Origin of the sequence: Occultella glacieicola (assembly GCF_004353825.1) — a bacterium.
In the GTDB taxonomy this organism is placed as follows: Bacteria; Actinomycetota; Actinomycetes; order Actinomycetales; family Beutenbergiaceae; genus Occultella; species Occultella glacieicola.
This window is the reverse complement of record NZ_SMNA01000003.1, coordinates 266740-283730: the sequence shown is the minus strand read 5'-3', so window position 1 is coordinate 283730 and position 16991 is coordinate 266740. Positions and strand designations below refer to the sequence as shown.

Below are 16991 nucleotides of genomic sequence, written 5' to 3'. Positions count from 1 at the left end.
CTCGGTGATCACCCTGCATGCCTACCCGACCCGGGTGCTGCGCGCGAGAGCAGGCGGCCGCCGCGGAAGAAAGCGACGGCAGGCGGGTGTTGATGCGACGTGAGCACCGAGCAAGCGATCAGCGTCGCCCCGGTACCTGCGCCGTCGACCCTCGACGCAGCGCGAGCCGCTCTGCCGGCAGCCGCCGACGTCGTCGTGATCGGCGCCGGTCAGGCGGGCCTGTCCGCCGCCTACCACCTGCGCCGCCGCGGCCTGATCCCCGCCACCGCGGTGGTGACGACGACCTCCGACGGCGACCGGCCGCCGTCGGGCACCTACGTGGTCCTCGACGGCGAGGCGGGGCCCGGCGGCGCCTGGCGGCACCGCTGGCGCACGCTACGGATGGCCACGGTCAACAAGGTCCACGACCTGCCCGGGCGCGAGCTGCCCGAGGTGGACCCGTGCGCGCCCTCGCGGGAGGTGGTGCCGGAGTACTACGCCGACTACGAGCGCGAGCTCGACCTGCCGATCCTGCGGCCCGTGCACGTGCATCGGGTCACCCGGGCCGATGCCGACCCGCGCGGCCCGCTGCTGATCGAGACCGACCGCGGGCAGGTCTCGGCCCGGGCGATCATCAACGCGACCGGCACCTGGACGAAGCCGTTCTGGCCGATCTATCCCGGGCAGGAGACGTTCGCAGGCCGTCAGCTGCACACCGCGGACTACGTGAGCGCGCAGGAGTTCGCCGGGCGGCACGTGATCGTGGTCGGCGGCGGCATCTCCGCGGTCCAGCTGCTCGAGGAGATCTCCCACGTCGCCGGCACCACCTGGGTGACCCGGCGGGAGCCGATCTGGCGTGAGGACGAGTTCGACCCGGACGCCGGCCGGAGGGCCGTGGCGCTCGTCGAGGATCGGGTCCGCCAGGGCCTGCCGCCGCGCAGCGTGGTCAGCGTGACCGGCCTGATCCGGACGCCGACGCTGCGCGCCGCGGCCGAGCGCGGCGTGATGGAGCGCCGGCCCATGTTCGCCGAGATCACCCCGACCGGGGTGCGCTGGGCGGACGGCACCGAGCAGCGCGCCGACGTCATCCTCTGGGCCACCGGGTTCCGCTCCCAGCTGGACCACCTGGCCCCGTTGCACCTGCGCGGGCACGGCGGCGGGATCGCGATGGACGGCACCCGGGTGGCGGCCGAGCCACGGGTGCACCTGGTCGGCTACGGCCCGTCCGCCTCCACGATCGGGGCGAACCGGGCCGGCCGGGAGGCGGTCACCGGGGTGCTCGCCCACCTCGGCGGCTGAACCGGCCGTGGGGCTCACCCCGGCGGCAGCTCCAGCAGGCTGAAGCCGTCGTAGTTGTGGGTGACGGGCAGCCCGTCGACGAGCCGGATGTCGCCGTGGGCGTTCCGGGACCAGAGCACCTCGCCGGTGTCCAGGTCGAGGCCGAGCGAGCTGTAGCCGGACACCACCGCGACGTCGTCGACGACGACCACCTCGGAGATGGAGTTCAGGTCCCGGATCTCGGCCACCCAGCGTGTCGAACCGCCGTCCGGGGCCAGCGACACGACCTCGGACTCGGTGGTGAAGAACGGGTACTGCGCGGTGCCGGACACGTTCGTGGACTGCGGCAGCGAGTACTCCAGCAGGGGGTCGCCGACGGTCCCGGTGGCCCAGTCCGTGGCGAGCACCGTGCCCGGCGTGCCGGTGTTCACGAGGGCCGGAGCCGGCTGGAAGGCAGCACGCTCGATGCCGACGTCCTCGGACTGCCACAGCCGGGTGCCGTCCGCGTCGTACCGGGCGGTCCCGTCCCGCCCGTTGCAGGCGAAGCTGTCCTCGGCCACGGCCGCGTCGTAGCACAGGTACGTGGTGAGGTCCGGGGTCTGCGGGTCGATGTGCAGGATCGTCTGCGGCGTCCACAGCAGCGTGTGCTCGCCCAGATCCGACCAGATCGGCTGGTACGGGACCACCCGGGTCCTGCCCGCCGAGTCCTCGTCCTCGCGGAACAGCTCGGCGCCGTCGGGCAGCGCGGTCAGGTCCCGCGACCAGATCAGCGATCCGTCGGCGACGGAGACCAGGTCGAGCGTGGTGAACTCGTCCCGGGCGTCCTCGGTGATCACGAGCAGCCCGGCCGGGGACAGGTGCACGGTCCACGGCTGCCCGATGTCGAGGGCGTGGCTGGCAGTGATCGTGCCGTCCGCCAGGGAGATCACGGACAGCTCCCATCCGTTGGCGCCGTCGCGGCTCACGCAGACCAGTTCCTGGGCCGGTGTGGGCTCCTGCGCGCACAGGGCCCCGGGCAGCGCCAGGTCCCACAGCCGGCTCCCGGTCTCCGGGTCGAACGCGACCAGGTCCGCGGCCGGCACGAAGTCGCTGTCGATGCTGGCGGTCGCGTCGTCGACGAGCCCGACCCAGACGCCCTCACCCGCGATCAGGTACGGGGCGCGGTACTCGAACCAGTCGGCGGAGTTCACGGGCAGGAAGTCCCCGGCCCCCGGGAGCAGCTCGTCCGCGGTGACCTCCCAGCGCACGTCGAACGGGTCGGCGTCGTCATCCACGCCGGGTCCGCTGTCGAAGATCCCGGTCGGGTCGCCGACCAGCCGGAACACGACGAGCAGGGCGATCGCGACCAGGCCCACCGCCGATGCCACGGCCAGATAGCGGCGGGTGCGGCGCTGGTTGCGGCGGCGCACCGACGGGTGGACCCGTTCGCCGCGGGGCGGCATCCGGACGACGGTCGGCTCGCTGGTGCTCGCGGCCCGTGTCGTCGCCCGGCCCGGGGGCCGCGCCGGGGTGGCAGCCGGGCCCGGCGACGACTCGGGCGGCGGCGCGACCCGGGTGACCTCGATCCGCTTTGGCTCGATCCGGCCGAGGGCCACCCGGGTGTCCGCCGCGGGGCCGCTGGCGACCGTGGCGGCGTCGACGTCGCCCGGGGCGGTGGTCGCCCAGGCGTCGCCGGTCGACGGCGTCCCGAGGGTCGGGGAGGTCGGCTCGGCGTCGGTCGGTCTGGACAGGTCGACATACGGGTTCGCGGGGGCGTCGTAACGCGGCGGCTGGTAGCCGCTGGTGGAGTACGACGGCGTGTAGTCGCTACTCGGGTAACCCGCCGGCCGGTCGGTGGTTGCGTAGCTGGGGGTGTAGCTGGGCCGCTCGCCGGACCCACCGTCCGTCTCGGCCGGGCCGGCAGGGTCGACAGGGTCGGACGCAGCCGGGGCACCCGCACCGAAGCGGGCGCCACCCCGGAACCGGGCACCACCGCGGAACTCGTCGTCGGCGTCGTCGCTCACGCCCCACCCCTGCCTAGTCGATCCCGCCGATGGTGCTCGCGCACGTCGGCATGAGCCTAGGCCACACCCGGGGGCGCCGGCGCACCCTGCACAGGGGTAGGACTGGCCTTGGCGCGCCGTCGGGAACCGCTCAGGCTGCCGGTACGGCGGCCCAGGTGCCGAGGCGCGCCATCAGCGGCTGCAGGGCGCCCAGGATGTTCGCCCACCCGAACGCCGGTGAACGGCCTCCGCTGCCCGTCGGGACCTCGACGACGAACTCGGGAGCGGGCAGGCCGGCCTCGCGGAAGGCACCGAACAGGTCGAGCCCCATGCGGGAGTGGGCCCCGACCTTCTCGAGGGTGTCGAGGATCCGGTGCCGGAGGTCGTCCCAGAGAGGGGTCGGCCGGGGCGGAACGTAGACTGGTGGACCGTGACCACCCCCGTCTACCTCGACCACGCCGCCACCACCCCGGTGCGCCCGGACGTCGCGGCCGCCTACGCCGAGGCCGCGCTCGAGCTCGGCAACCCGTCCTCGTTGCACGCCCGCGGCCGCGCCGCGCGCCGCGTCGTCGAGGAGTCCCGGGAGTCCATCGCGGCCGACCTCGGCGCCCACCCGACCGAGGTGATCTTCACCGCCGGCGGCTCCGAGGCGGACAACCTCGCCGTCAAGGGCGCCTGGTTCGCGGCGACCGATACGGAGCCGGACCGGACCGGGGTCGTGATCTCCGCCGTCGAGCATCATGCGGTGCTCGACGCCGCGCACTGGCTCGCCGACCGCGAGGGCGCGCACCTGAGCGAGATCGGGGTGGGGCCCGACGGCGTCATCCGGCTCGACGAGCTCGCGCAGCTGCTCGAGCGCGAGGGTTCGCGCACCGCGGTGGTCTCGGTGATGTGGGCGAACAACGAGGTCGGCTCGGTCCAGCCGGTCGCCGACGTGGTCGCGCTCGCGGCCGCGCACGGGGTGCCGGTGCACTCCGACGCCGTGCAGGCGGTCGGGCACGTGCCGGTCGACTTCGCCGCCAGCGGGCTCGCCGCGCTGGCGCTGTCCGGGCACAAGCTCGGCGCCCCGATCGGGGTCGGCGCGCTGCTGGCCCGCCGGGACCTGGCCATGACCCCGGTGCTGCACGGCGGCGGACAGGAGCGCGGCGTGCGCTCCGGCACCGTCAACACCCCCGGGATCCGGGCCCTCGCGCTCGCGGTGCGGGCCGCCGTCGCCGATCTGGCCGACGAGACCGCGCGGCTGACCGCGCTGCGGGACCGGCTCGTGGCCGGGGTGCTCGACGCGGTGCCGGGTGCCACCCTGCGCGGCACCCCGTCGGGTGCGGACCGGCTGCCCGGCAACGCCCACTTCACCATCGAGGGCACCGACGCGGACGCCCTCCTGTTCGGGCTGGACATGGTCGGGGTGTGCGCCTCGTCCGGGTCCGCCTGTCAGGCCGGGGTGCAGCAGCCCTCGCACGTGCTGGCCGCGATGGGCGATGACGACGAGCGGGCCCGGTCCGCGGTGCGCCTGACGCTCGGGCACACGTCCACCGACGCGGACGTGGACGTGCTGCTCGCGGTGCTGCCCGACGTCGTCGAGCGGGCCCGGGCGGCGCACGCGCCGCGTCGGACCCCGACGGCGCAGCGCGCCACGGCGGGTGGCGGCGGCATGGTCGGGGGCGTGCGCTGATGCGGGTGCTTGCCGCGCTGTCCGGGGGAGTGGACTCCGCCGTCGCCGCCGCCCGCGCCGTGGACGCCGGGCACGACGTGGTCGGTGTGCACATGGCGCTGTCGCGCTCGCGGGCCCAGCACCGTAACGGCTCGCGCGGATGCTGCTCGATCGAGGACGCCTCGGACGCCCGCCGCGCGGCCGACGTGCTCGGCATCCCGTACTACGTGTGGGACCTGTCCGAGGAGTTCGAGGACACGGTGGTCGCTGACTTCCTCTCCGAGTACTCGGCCGGCCGCACCCCGAACCCGTGCGTGCGCTGCAACGAGCACATCAAGTTCTCCGCGCTGCTGGACCGGGGGCTGGCGCTCGGGTTCGACGCCGTCGCCACCGGGCACTACGCCCGGATCGTCGAGGGACCCGGTGGTGTGCGCGAACTGCACCGAGCCGCCGATGAGCTCAAGGACCAGTCCTACGTGCTCGCGGTCATGGGACCGGAGCGGTTGGCCCGGTCGATCTTCCCGCTCGGGGACGCGCCGTCGAAGGACGACGTGCGCGCCGAGGCCGCCCGCCGCGGGCTGAGCGTGTCCGCGAAGCCGGACTCCTACGACATCTGCTTCGTGGCCGACGGCGACACCCGGGGCTTCCTGCGTTCTCGCCTCGGCGCCCAGCCGGGTGAGGTCGTCGACACCGAGGGCCGGGTGCTCGGCAGCCACGAGGGGTCCTATGGCTTCACCGTCGGACAGCGCAAGGGCCTGGGCATCGGCGCGCCGGCGCCGGACGGCAAGCCCCGCTACGTGCTGGAGGTGGACCCGGACGCGAACCGCGTCATCGTCGGACCGAGCGAACTGCTCTCGGTCACCGAGATCGCCGCCGCCGACGTGGTCTGGTTCGCCGACGACGTCGCCGCGGGCGACTGGACCGACGTCACCGTGCAGGTGCGCGCCCACGGCGACCCGGTGTCGGCCCGGGTCCGCCGGGACGCCGGCGGCTTGGACACCAGGCTCGGCACCCCGCTGCGCGGGATCGCCCCGGGCCAGTCGATCGTGGTCTACGACGGCACCCGGGTGCTCGGCCAGGCGAGCATCTCCGCGGCCGGGCGTGGTGCACTCGACCGGGCGGCTCTGCCGAGCCCTGCGGCCCGCGCCTGAACCGGGACGTCCCGCGGGCTCAGGGGAACGGAATGCCGGTCGTGTTGCCGATCCACACGGTGGCCAGGGCGAGCACCCCGAAACTGACCGCCAGCCACACCGCACCGGCCCCGTTCCGGGCCCCCTTGATCCGGCGCCTGCCGACCGCGGCGAGGATGCTGGCGAGGACGGCGGTGACCATCGGCACGATAGTCCCGGCCATGACGAGGACGTCGACCCCGACCGGTTCCGGGGTCTGCCAGCCCTCGTCCACGGCGAGCGGCGTCAGGTAGACGAGGGCCGCGAGGATCAGCGGAATGCCGATCGCGGCCCAGCCGAGGACGAACCCGAGCGCGTAGAGCGCGCCCGATGCCTGCGGTCGGCTCTGGTCGATGCGCCCGATGTCCGTGCCGAGCAGGGTCGGTGAGACGGTCGCGCGACCGAGGTTGAGCGACGTCGGGTCGGCGGACCGCTGCTTGTAGGGGTCGAAGATGGTCATGAGAAGCTCGTCGAGAGGCTGAGCGCGAGCAGGGCGAAGCCGGCCAGGACGAGGAGATAGCCGCGCTGGCGGTGCTGTCGGGTCTCGATGCGGGCACCGGCGCTGGCACCGAAGGCGCCGATCGCCGCCACCAACGGCAGGAACACCCAGGTGCGCATCGCGTCACCGGTGAAGCAGTCGAGGGTGCCGCCCGCATCCCCGCAGGCCGCGACGGCGTCGACGAGCGGCTCGGACCAGGTGACCAGGTGCCAGACGATGAACGCCAGCGTGGACAGGACCAGGAGCACGTTGGCCACGACCAGGCCGGTCATCGGGGGCCCGGCCGCGGCGGCGCGCTCCGGGTTCTGAGCGGCTCTGGCGTTCTGGCCGGGCCGGCCCTGCCCGGCCTGGTTCGACGCGGCCTGGTTCTGGCCGTACGGGTTCCGGCCCGCCGAGTCGGCGCCGGGCTGAGCCGACGTGCCCTGGGTCGGGTTCTGTCCCTGCTGGGGCGGCCGCTGCCACGGCTGCGCCATCGTCTCGACCCGACGCGTGAGCTCGGCCTGCAGGGCCTGGCCCTGCTCGCTCTGCTGGAGCAGATTGCCGTGCTTGGCCAGTTGGTCGGCGAGCTGGCGTCGAGCGCGTTCGAGTGGGTCCAGCGGCGCACCTCCGGGCGCGCCGGGGGTCGGCGCCGGGGGCCGCGGCACCGGGGCGGACTGCTCCGGGAACCAACTCACGCACCCATCCCATCACATCCGGGTCCTGCCCGGGGGTCACATCTCGGTCACGGCAGGTCAGGCAGCGAGCCGACGACGGTCAACGGCGAGGTGGTGTGTTCACGTGGAGCAGGGCTTCCGAGGCGACCATCCAGAGGCTGAACGCGGCGGCGCCCGCCTCGAAGGCGATCAGTCGGCGGTCCCAGCGGCCGCCACCGGGGCGGGTGCCGGCGCTCAGGAGCGCGAGACCTCCGACGGCGTTGGCCGCGCCCCAGACCAGGTTGACCACCGGAGGGGACTCGGCGCCGGCGAGGGGGGTCAGGTGGGTGCGGCTGGCCACGGCGGTGCCCAGGTGGGGGACGCTGTTCGCGAGCAGCACCCCGGCCAGGAACGGCGGCAGATATCTGGTCCACGGCATCCGACCAGCCTGCGGCGGCACGGCGGTGCGGTCAAGGGGGCACCCGGTCAACCGACCGGGGTGGGGTCGTTGGCGGTGTCGGTGGGGCGCGCCACAATAGGCGTCGTGAACGCACCGGCGAACGACAACCTGCCCGACTCCGCCGTCACGGAGGACCCGGCCGCCCGAGCGCGGTGGGAGGACCTGGCCCAGCAGGTCCGGGACGCCCAGTTCGCGTATTACGTACGCGACGCGCCGACCATCTCCGACGCGGAGTTCGACGTCCTGCTGCGGGACCTGGAGGCCCTCGAGGACGAGAACCCGGAACTGCGAACGCCGGACTCGCCCACCCAGCAGGTCGGCGGGACGTTCTCCACGGCGTTCACCGCCGTCGACCACGTCGAGCGGATGCTCTCCCTCGACAACGCGTTCAGCCTCGAGGAGGTCTCCGCCTGGGCGGACCGGGTGCACCGGGAGATCGGGTCCGAGGAGGTGCATTACCTCTGCGAGGTCAAGATCGACGGGCTCGCCATCGCCCTCGTCTACGAGAACGGACGCCTGGTCCGCGGCGTCACCCGCGGGGACGGCCGCACGGGTGAGGACGTCACCCTGAACGTGCGGACGATCGCCTCGATCCCGCACACGCTGGCCGGGGACCCGGCGACCTGGCCCGAGCTGATCGAGATCCGAGGCGAGGTGTTCTTCCCCGTCGAGGAGTTCGAGGCGCTCAACGCCGCGCAGGTCGAGGCCGGCAAGGCGCCGTTCGCGAACCCCCGCAACGCCGCGGCCGGTTCGCTGCGGCAGAAGGACCCACGGGTCACGGCGACCCGGGCGCTGGGCATGTACGCCCACGGGATCGGGGCGCTGCGCTGGGGTCCGGGTGGGGCGCCGGTCGCACTGACCCGGCAGTCGCAGGTGTACGACCTGCTCGCCGGCTGGGGCGTCCCGGTCTCCGGGCACAACCGGGTGGTGGCCGGGCTCGACGGGGTCCGGGAGATGATCGCCTACTACGGCGAACACCGGCACGACATCGAGCACGAGCTGGACGGGTTGGTCACGAAGGTCGACGAGTTCACCCTGCAGCGGCGCCTGGGCAACACCTCGCGGGCACCCCGCTGGGCGATCGCGTACAAGTACCCGCCGGAGGAGGTCAACACCAAGCTGATCGACATCCGGGTGAACGTCGGCCGCACCGGCCGGGTCACCCCGTACGGCGTGATGGAACCGGTGCTGGTGGCCGGCTCCACCGTCGAGCAGGCGACGCTGCACAACGCGAGCGAGGTCAGGCGCAAGGGCGTGCTGATCGGGGACACGGTGATCCTGCGCAAGGCCGGGGACGTGATCCCGGAGATCCTGGGCCCGGTCGTGGACCTGCGCGACGGCACCGAGCGCGAGTTCGAGATGCCGACCGAGTGCCCCTCCTGCGGCACGCCGCTCGCCCCGGCGAAGGAGGGGGACGTGGACATCCGCTGCCCCAACTCCCGGTCCTGCCCCTCCCAGCTGAAGGAGCGGGTGTTCGCGCTCGCCTCCCGAGGCGGACTGGACATCGAGGCCCTCGGCTGGGAGGCCGCCGTGGCATTGGTGGACCCCGAGGCGAACCGGCCCGCCGACGCCGAGGGGCCCGAGCAGGCCCCGGTGCTGTCCGGTGAGGCGGGGCTCTTCGACCTCACGGCCGAGGACCTGCGCGAAGTGACCGTCTGGCGCCAACGCAAGGTCAAGGGCGAGCCGACGGGGCAGTGGGACCGGGTCCCGTACTTCTGGACCAAGGCCGGCGCGGACGCCGGGAAGAAGCCGTCCAAGCCGACCGCCACCACAGAGGTGCTGTTCGCCGAACTGGACAAGGCGAAGGCCCAGCCGCTCTGGCGCGTCCTGGTGGCGCTCTCGATCCGGCACGTCGGTCCGACGGCGGCCCGCGCCCTGGCCACGCACTTCGGCTCGCTCGACGCGATCCGAGCGGCCAGCACCGAGGAACTCAGCGCCGTCGAGGGCGTCGGACCCACCATCGCGGTGGCCGTCACGGAGTGGTTCGACGTGGACTGGCACGTCGAGATCGTGGACCGCTGGGCCGCTGCCGGTGTCCGGATGGCCGACGAACGGGACGCCTCCGTTGAGCGCACCCTGGAGGGACTGACCGTGGTGGTCACCGGCTCGCTCGAGAACTTCTCCCGGGACGGTGCGAAGGAGGCGATCATCGCTCGGGGCGGCAAGTCCTCGGGTTCGGTGTCCAGGAAGACGGACTTCGTGGTGGTCGGACCGGGTGCCGGGTCCAAGGAGGACAAGGCGCGTGAGCTCGGTCGCCCGATCCTGGACGAGGCGGGCTTCGAGACCCTGCTCGCCGGTGGCCCGGACGCGGTGGCCGACCTCATCGCGGCCCCCGAGGACGAGACGCCCTGACATCAGGAGCAGGGGAGTTCTGCCCGGCGCCGGGTGCGGCGGCGACCGACTGGCCCGCCTATGGTCAACGGGCACGATCCGACACGAACCCGAAGGAACTCCATGCGACCTGTTCGACGCCTCGCCGCCCCCGTCACCGCCCTGGTGCTCGCCACCGCACTCGGTCTGGGCGCCTGCTCCGCCGGTGCGGACGACGCCGACTCAGATGCCGGCACGTCCTCCGAGGAGGGTGCCGACGACACCGCGGCCGACACCGACGCCGCGACCGACGATGACGGCGCCGAGGACGCCGGTGCCGAGGACCCGGCCGAGGACGAGGGCGGTGCCGGCGGCGCCGACGCCGAGGTGGTCCCGATCGAGGGCGGCTTCGTGACCGAGGTATCCGTGCCGGCCGGCGTCGAGTACACGGTGACCACCGCCAGTGCGAACGTCGTGCAGCTCGACTTCCCGGCACCGGAGGACCCCGAGGCGCTGAGCGCGTTCTACGAGGCCTGGTTCACCGAGCAGGGCATGACCGATGTCGCCACCGTCTCGGGGATCGTGACCGGGACCGATGGCAACGTCACCTGGACCCTGGTCCCGCAGGACGGCGACTGGGTGCTCGCCGGCGCCTCCATCTGACCGAGGGCCGCACCGGCCCGCCGTGCGGTCGGGCGTCCGGGACCGTTGCCCGGGCGCCCGTCGCACGTGGGCCGGGGGAGGTCCGCGTCTCGCTGGCCCGCCGTCGGGCGTGGATACTGGAGTGATGATCAGCGATCAACTTGCCCAGGACCTGGCGCTGGCGGGCGTCCGGTGGGACCCCAAGCCGGGGGACCAGTTCCGGATCTCCGCCGAGGCGCTCAGTGAGGACGTGTTCACGCTGTCGCACATGGTCATCGAGCCGCGCACCTACGACACCGGCACGGTGCTGCACTTCAACGGCACCACCGAGTGGGCGTTGGACAGCATCGCGCAGGACGACACGCTCTGGCTGCCGCGCGAGGACCAGTTGCGGGAGATGCTCGGTGGCACGTTCCGCTCGCTCGAGCGCGACGGCGAGGTCTACGTGGTGACCACGGACGGGCCGGACGGACGCGCGACCTACCGGGCCGCCGTCGTCGAGGACGCCTACGCGGGTGCGCTGCTCGCCCTGGTGCACCACGCGGTCGACGCCTGAACCGAGGGGACCGGGCCACGTCGCTACCCTGTGCCGATGGGCACCCCGCAGCGGCTGGCGATCATCTCCGACATCCACGGCAACGTGACCGCCCTGACGGCCGTTCTGGCCGACATCGACGCCCGCGGCATCGCCACGATCGTGAACCTGGGCGACGTCGCCGGGAAGGGCCCTCGCGGTTCCGAAGCGGTGCGGATGAGCCGCGAACGGTGCGCCGTCACCGTGCGCGGCAACTGGGACGACTTCCTGCCCCGCGAGGACGAGCCCGAACGGGGCGAGGCCGGGTGGTGGTGGCACCACGAACTCACCGCCGAGGACCGGCGCTGGCTGCGCGGCCTGCCCCTGGCCCACGACCTGGTCCTCAGCGGTCGCCGGATCCGGCTCTTCCACGCCTCGGCGCAGAGCGTCTACACCCGGGTGCACTTCCAGCACACGACCGCGCAGTTCGAGGGCATGTTCGTCAGCACCGACCTGACCGGCCCCGGCCCGGAACCGACCGTGGTGGGCTATGGCGACATCCATGACGCCTACCTGGAGACCTCCGAGGGGCGCACCCTGTTCAACGCCGGCAGCGTGGGCAACCCGCTGGATGAGCCCACCGCCTGCTACGTGATCCTCGAAGGCGTGCCCGACGGCGTCCCGAGCGATCCGTTCGGCGTCCAGTTCGTCCGGATCGGCTATGACGTCGAGGCCGAGATCGAGGTGGCCCGCCGGCTCGGCATGCCGGAACTCGACGCGTACGCGATCGAACTGCGCACTGCCGTCTACCGTGGACGGCACGCCGACCTCGGGTTGCGGTGAACCGCTACAGCGGCCAGAACACCGGGATCACCAGCAGGGCCACGACCAGCCAGAGTGCCATGACCGGTAGCCCGAGCCGCCAATAGCTGCCGAACCGGTAGCCGCCGGGTCCCATCACCATCAGGTTGGACGGCGTGGCGATCGGGGTCAGGAACGAGGCCGCACCGGCGACGCCGACCAGCATCAGCACGGGCTGGACCGCCAGCCCGGTCTCGGCGGCTGCCGCGAGGGCGATCGGGACCACGATCAGGACCGTCGCCGTGTTCGAGACCACCTGGCCGAGGGCGCAGGTGAAGACGAACAGGGTCACCAGCAGCACGTACGGGTTGGCCTCCCCGACCACGGTCACGATGACGTCGGCGATCAGGTCGGCCGCACCGGAGTCCGTGATGGCCACCGAGAGCGGGATCAGGCCGCCGATCAGGATGATGATCTCCCAGGGCAGGGCCCGGTAGGCCTGCGGCACGGTGACCACCCGGGTCGCCACCATGCCGAGCGCGCCGATGATGCCGGCGACGGCGGCCGGCACCACCCCGAGCACCAGCAGCACCACCATGACCGCGACCACGATCAGGGCCCGCGGGGCCTTGCTGCCGAACGGCACGGCCTGGCGCCGCAGCAGGTCGGGGGAGTCGACCAGGAGGACGTCCCGGTCGTCGACGAGGGCGTCCACGGCCGGCCAGGTGCCGTGCAGCAGCAGCACGTCGCCCTCGGTCACATCCGTGGCGCCGAGGACGTCCTTCCCGCGGCGGCGCACGGCCAGGATGACCACGTCCGAGCCGCGCACCATGCCCGGGAAGACGCGGTCGCCGAGGAACGGGGAGCGAGGCGGGACGACCACCTCGACCACGCCCGCCTCCCTGGTGATGAGGCCGCCGTCGGGCTCGGCGCTGTGCGGGAGCATCCGCACCGCGAGGTCGGAGTCGATCATGAGCCGGCCGACCTGGTCGGAGGGGCCCGCGACGACCAGCACGTCATCGACGTCGAGCAGGTGCGCGGCCGGTGCCGGGCTGCGGTCCGGGCGCTGCGCACCCACGAACCGCAGGCCCGGATGGTCGGCGCCCAGATCCAGGTCACCCAGGGCGGTGCCCACCAGCGGGGAGCCCTCCCTGATCCGGAGCCGGTGCAGCCCGCCGGTGAGGTCGTACTGCCCGGCCAGGGTGTTCGCGTGCCGACTCAGGTCCGGCGGGACGTACTTCGGGGTCTCCTTGGGCAGCACGAGCGGACCGAGGATCACACAGGCGGCGATGGTGATCGCGAGCAACGGGAGTCCGATCAGCGCGAACTCGAAGAACCCGAACCGCCCGGCTCCGGCGTCGGCGGAGGCGTCGGAGACGATGACGTTGACGACGGTGCCGGTCAGGGCGAGCATCGAGCCCGCGTGCGCCGCGAAAGCCAGCGGCATGAGGAACTGCGAGGGCGAGGTTTTCGCGCGCAGCGCGAGCAGGATGACCATCGGGAGCAGCGCCGCCACCGAGCCGTTCGGGGTGAGCAGGGTGGTCAGCAGCGCGCAGAGGATCATGACGGCGACGAGGACCCGGCGCGGCGAGGTGCCCGCGCGCTGGGCGAGGGTCTGGCCGGCCCAGGCGGTGACCCCGGAGGCGTCGAGCCCTTCGCTGACCACGAACAGGCTGGCGAGGAAGATCACCACCGGGTCGCCGAAGCCACCGAGGGCGCCACCGAGGTCCAGGACACCCGTGGCCCAGAGGGACAGGGCCACGAGCAGGGCGACCACCCCGACCGGGAGCTTGTTCGTGATGAAGGCGACCACGGCCAGCCCGAGGATGATCAGGGTGATCGTTGCGGGATCGATGCTGGGTTCCTTCGCGCTCGGTTGTCGGTCTGCGGACGGCTCAGCCCATGTCCACCGGCGCGCCGGGACCCCACGGGATCCCCAACAGGAACCAGGCTGCGAACAGCACGGTCCAGGTGACCAGCACCGCCACCGCGTACGGGATCATCAGGGCGATGATCGTGCCGATGCCGGCGTCCTTCTTGTACCGCTGCGCCACGGTGACCATGAACGGCAGGTACACCATGAGCGGGGTGAGCACGTTCACCGGCGAGTCGCCGACGCGGTAGGCGGCCAGCAGCGTCTGCGGGGCCACGTCGAGCGAGGCGAAGATCGGGATGAACACCGGCGCGAAGATCACCCACTTCGGCACCAGGCCCGGGAGGATGAAGTCGAGGATGACGATCACCAGGATGAACGCCAGCAGCAGCACGAGCGCCGGGACGTCCGCCGTCTCCAGCAGTTCGGCAGCCGAGACGGCCGCGACCGTCGGCAGGTTCGACCAGTTGAACAGCGCGATGAACTGGGCGATCATCAGGAACATCAGCAGCAACCCGCCGAGGCTCGCGAACGTCTTGGTGATCGCGGCGACGGCGGCGTTCCCGCCCACCAGGGTCTTCGCCCCGGCACCGTAGGCGGCGCCGCAGACCAGGAACGCGAGCGAGATGATGAAGACGAGGCTCGCCATGAACGGCGTGGTGCCGATGACCGCCCCGGTCTCCGGGTCACGCAGCGGAGCCCCCGGAGGAGCCGTGAGCAGGGCGATCAGGGCCACGAAGCCGATCAGTGCCCAGAACGAGAATCTCAGTCCCCGGGCCTCGGCGGCCTCGTCGACCTCCTCGTCGGCGTTCGCCTCGGCCACGCCCGCGGCCAGGTCGTCGCGCTGGTAGGTCCCGAGTCGCTTCTCGGTCACGAACAGGGTGACCAGCAGCACGACCACGGCCATCGCGATGGACGAGACGATCGCGAAGTAGAAGTTCTGGGTGACCTCCAGCGTCTCCATCCCGGCGGTGGCGAGGACCTCGTTCGTGATCTCGGTGAGCATGCTGTCCGACGGTGTGATCAGCAGGTTCACCCCGAACACGGCGCCGACGCCGGCGAACGCGGCGGCCAGGCCGGCGAGCGGATGTCGCCCGACGGTGAGGAAGGCCGCGGCGGCGAGCGGGACCAGGATCAGGTACCCGGCGTCCGTCGCCACCGAGGACAGCACGCCGACGAAGATCAGGATGAAGGCGAGCCACCGCTTGGGTGCGACCTTCACGGTGCGCCGGATCAGGGCCCCCATGAGGCCGGCGTGCTCGGCGACACCGACCCCGGCCATCGCGACGAGCACGACCGCGACCACGCCGAAGCCGGCGAAATTGTCGACGAAGGACGAGAAGGAGAACCGGAGGCCCTCGACGGACAGCAGGCTGCGGACCTCGAAGGTGACCTCCTCGACGATGTACTCCGGGACCTCGGCGGGCTCTCCCGTCACGGAGTCGTAGATCGTCCAGGTGCCACCCAGGTGCTCATTGACCTGGTTGAACTCGTCGCGCGGGACCGGGGTGACCACCTCGTCGGTGACCGACACCCCGACCCAGGCCAGGATCAGGGAGATCACCGCGATCAGGCCGATGAGGTAGACGAACATGATCGTCGGGTTCGGCACCTTGTTGCCGACCCGCTCGATCCAGTTCAGGAAGCCCTTGGTGTCGGCCGGGGTCTCGTCGGCGGTGAGCTCGGTCATGATGCCTCCTACCGGCCGGGTGCCGTGAAGTTCAGGGCCAGGTCCACCAGCAGCCGGGCACCGAAGCCGGTGGCGCCCTTGTTGCGCCACCCGTTCGCGGCGTCCGCCTGGGCGGTCCCGGCGATATCCAGGTGGGCCCAGGGGCGGCCATCCACGAACTCCTCGAGGAACAGCGCGGCGGTGATCGCCCCCGCGTTCGGGCCGCCGAGGTTCTTGAGGTCCGCGATCGTCGAGTCGAGCTCCTTGCGGTAGCGGCGGGCCAGCGGCAGTTCCCAGACCGGCTCGTCGACCCGCTCACCGGCGTGGCGGACCTGGTCGATCACGCCGGAGTCGTTGCCCATCACCCCGGCGATCTCGGTGCCGAGAGCACGCATGCAGGCACCGGTGAGGGTGGCGATGTCCACGATCGCGTCGGTGGGCTCCTCGGTGGCCAGCACCAGGGCGTCGGCCATCACCAGCCGGCCCTCGGCGTCGGTGTTCAGCACCTCGACCGTGGTGCCGCCGCGAATGGTCAGGACGTCCCCCAGCTTCATGGCGGAGCCGGAGGGCATGTTGTCGGTGCACATCAGGAACCCGGTCACTTGGGTGGGGCAGTCCAGCTCGCCGAGGGCGGTCATCGCGGCCAGGATCGCCCCGGCGCCGGTCATGTCGTTCTTCATGGCCGCATGCATCAGGTCACCGGGCTTGAGCGCGATCCCGCCCGAGTCGTACATGATCCCCTTGCCGACCAGGGTCAGCCGGCCCGACGGCGTCCCGGACGGCTCGTAGGTCAGCTTCACCATCCGGGGTGGGTCGACGCTGCCGAGGTTCACGCCGAGCAGGCCGCCGCAGCCGAGGTCGCGCAGAGCCGCCTCGTCGAAGACCTCGACCCGGAGTCCGGCGGACGCGCCGATCTCGGTCGCGAGCTCGGCGAACCGGGCGGCGGTGAGCGCGCCTCCGGGAGCGTTCGCGAGATCGCGGCTGCGCTCGGCGGTGCGGACCAGGATCTGGCCGCGGCGAGCGCCCTCCTCGGCCGCAGCGACGCCATCGGCCCCGGTACGCAGCATCAACGCGGCCAACGGGGCGCTGGGCGACGGCCGCCCGAGTCGGTACGAGTACCGGGCCAGCAGCGCGCCCTCCACCGCGGCTGTGGCGAACGCGCCCGCCTCGTCGGTGGAGCCGGGCAGGTCCAGAGCGAGGGCCGTGCTCCGGGACACGGCGAGCGAGCACGCGGCCGCGGCGTCACGCACGGACGTGGAGCTGATCTCCTCCTGTGGTCCGGTTCCGTAGGCCACCCGGATCGGCGTGCCGGGCAGGACCAGGGTCTCACCCACGGCACCGGTGAACCCGACCGCGGAGAGAGCGTCGCGGTCGAGCCCGAGCAGGGCGGGTACGTCGACGCCGGGGGAGACGGGGATCCCGTGCGCCGCGACCTCCGGGGCTCCATCCAGGCCCGTGACCGTGACGTCGACCGAACGTGCAGTGAGGCTGGCCGGGGTGAAGATGCTGGTCGGGTTGCTCATCTTCGATGT

15 protein-coding genes are annotated in these 16991 nt (G+C 72.6%); 7 read left to right on the top strand and 8 right to left on the bottom strand.

The features are described from left to right. The first annotated feature begins 171 nt into the window (after window positions 1-171). Window positions 172-1278 carry an NAD(P)-binding domain-containing protein gene (locus EXU48_RS06945; RefSeq protein WP_133107122.1) on the top strand — a complete coding sequence of 369 codons (1107 nt, stop codon included), beginning with the start codon at window positions 172-174 and terminating at the stop codon, window positions 1276-1278. A gap of 14 nt (window positions 1279-1292) precedes the next feature. Here EXU48_RS06945 and EXU48_RS06940 read toward each other — a convergent pair whose 3' ends face one another. Both EXU48_RS06940 and EXU48_RS06935 read right to left on the bottom strand, forming a co-directional pair. Continuing rightward, on the bottom strand, window positions 1293-3260 hold the full coding sequence (locus tag EXU48_RS06940; protein WP_133106906.1) for an outer membrane protein assembly factor BamB family protein: 1968 nt from the start codon (window positions 3258-3260) through the stop codon (window positions 1293-1295). Window positions 3261-3390: 130 nt separating this feature from the next. Then, window positions 3391-3570 (bottom strand): hypothetical protein, encoded by a 180-nt coding sequence (locus EXU48_RS06935; protein WP_133106905.1) that lies wholly within the window; start codon window positions 3568-3570, stop codon window positions 3391-3393. A gap of 99 nt (window positions 3571-3669) precedes the next feature. Here EXU48_RS06935 and EXU48_RS06930 point away from each other — a divergent pair, with 99 nt between their 5' ends. Beyond that, the gene (locus EXU48_RS06930) at window positions 3670-4911 is read left to right on the top strand and encodes a cysteine desulfurase family protein (RefSeq protein ID WP_133106904.1); all 1242 of its coding nucleotides are present in this window, start codon (window positions 3670-3672) and stop codon (window positions 4909-4911) included. Then, the gene (mnmA, locus tag EXU48_RS06925) at window positions 4911-6041 is read left to right on the top strand and encodes a tRNA 2-thiouridine(34) synthase MnmA (protein ID WP_133106903.1); all 1131 of its coding nucleotides are present in this window, start codon (window positions 4911-4913) and stop codon (window positions 6039-6041) included. Before EXU48_RS06930 ends, mnmA begins: the two co-directional genes overlap by 1 nt. Window positions 6042-6060: 19 nt before the next feature. On the opposite strand, the gene EXU48_RS06920 is transcribed toward mnmA, so the two are convergent. The 3 genes from EXU48_RS06920 to EXU48_RS06910 all read right to left on the bottom strand — a co-directional run bounded on the left by EXU48_RS06920 (window position 6061) and on the right by EXU48_RS06910 (window position 7629). Next, window positions 6061-6519, bottom strand: coding sequence for a hypothetical protein (locus EXU48_RS06920; RefSeq protein ID WP_133106902.1), 459 nt, complete (start codon window positions 6517-6519; stop codon window positions 6061-6063). Further along, a complete protein-coding gene (locus tag EXU48_RS06915) occupies window positions 6516-7232 on the bottom strand; it encodes a hypothetical protein (RefSeq protein ID WP_133106901.1) in 717 nt (238 codons plus the stop codon). Before EXU48_RS06915 ends, EXU48_RS06920 begins: the two co-directional genes overlap by 4 nt. Window positions 7233-7311: 79 nt before the next feature. Continuing rightward, window positions 7312-7629 (bottom strand): hypothetical protein, encoded by a 318-nt coding sequence (locus EXU48_RS06910; protein WP_133106900.1) that lies wholly within the window; start codon window positions 7627-7629, stop codon window positions 7312-7314. Window positions 7630-7704: 75 nt separating this feature from the next. Between EXU48_RS06910 and ligA the strand changes: the two genes are divergently transcribed. From ligA to EXU48_RS06890, 4 genes are all read left to right on the top strand, one after another. Beyond that, the gene (ligA, locus tag EXU48_RS06905; RefSeq protein WP_407938727.1) at window positions 7705-10002 is read left to right on the top strand and encodes an NAD-dependent DNA ligase LigA; all 2298 of its coding nucleotides are present in this window, start codon (window positions 7705-7707) and stop codon (window positions 10000-10002) included. Between the two features lie 102 nt (window positions 10003-10104). Continuing rightward, window positions 10105-10623 carry a hypothetical protein gene (locus EXU48_RS06900; protein WP_133106898.1) on the top strand — a complete coding sequence of 173 codons (519 nt, stop codon included), beginning with the start codon at window positions 10105-10107 and terminating at the stop codon, window positions 10621-10623. Window positions 10624-10747: 124 nt separating this feature from the next. Further along, the gene (locus EXU48_RS06895) at window positions 10748-11158 is read left to right on the top strand and encodes a pilus assembly protein CpaE (RefSeq protein ID WP_133106897.1); all 411 of its coding nucleotides are present in this window, start codon (window positions 10748-10750) and stop codon (window positions 11156-11158) included. A 36-nt stretch (window positions 11159-11194) separates the two neighbouring features. Next, entirely contained in the window at window positions 11195-11959 is a 765-nt protein-coding gene (locus EXU48_RS06890) for a metallophosphoesterase family protein (protein WP_133106896.1), read from the top strand. 4 nt (window positions 11960-11963) lie between these two features. On the opposite strand, the gene EXU48_RS06885 is transcribed toward EXU48_RS06890, so the two are convergent. The 3 genes from EXU48_RS06885 to EXU48_RS06875 all read right to left on the bottom strand — a co-directional run bounded on the left by EXU48_RS06885 (window position 11964) and on the right by EXU48_RS06875 (window position 16982). Next, window positions 11964-13730, bottom strand: a complete 1767-nt coding sequence (locus tag EXU48_RS06885) for an SLC13 family permease (protein WP_235856883.1) — start codon at window positions 13728-13730, stop codon at window positions 11964-11966. A gap of 82 nt (window positions 13731-13812) precedes the next feature. After that, entirely contained in the window at window positions 13813-15480 is a 1668-nt protein-coding gene (locus EXU48_RS06880; protein ID WP_133106894.1) for an AbgT family transporter, read from the bottom strand. Window positions 15481-15488: 8 nt separating this feature from the next. After that, on the bottom strand, window positions 15489-16982 hold the full coding sequence (locus EXU48_RS06875) for a leucyl aminopeptidase (protein WP_133106893.1): 1494 nt from the start codon (window positions 16980-16982) through the stop codon (window positions 15489-15491). Between the last annotated feature and the right edge of the window lie 9 nt (window positions 16983-16991).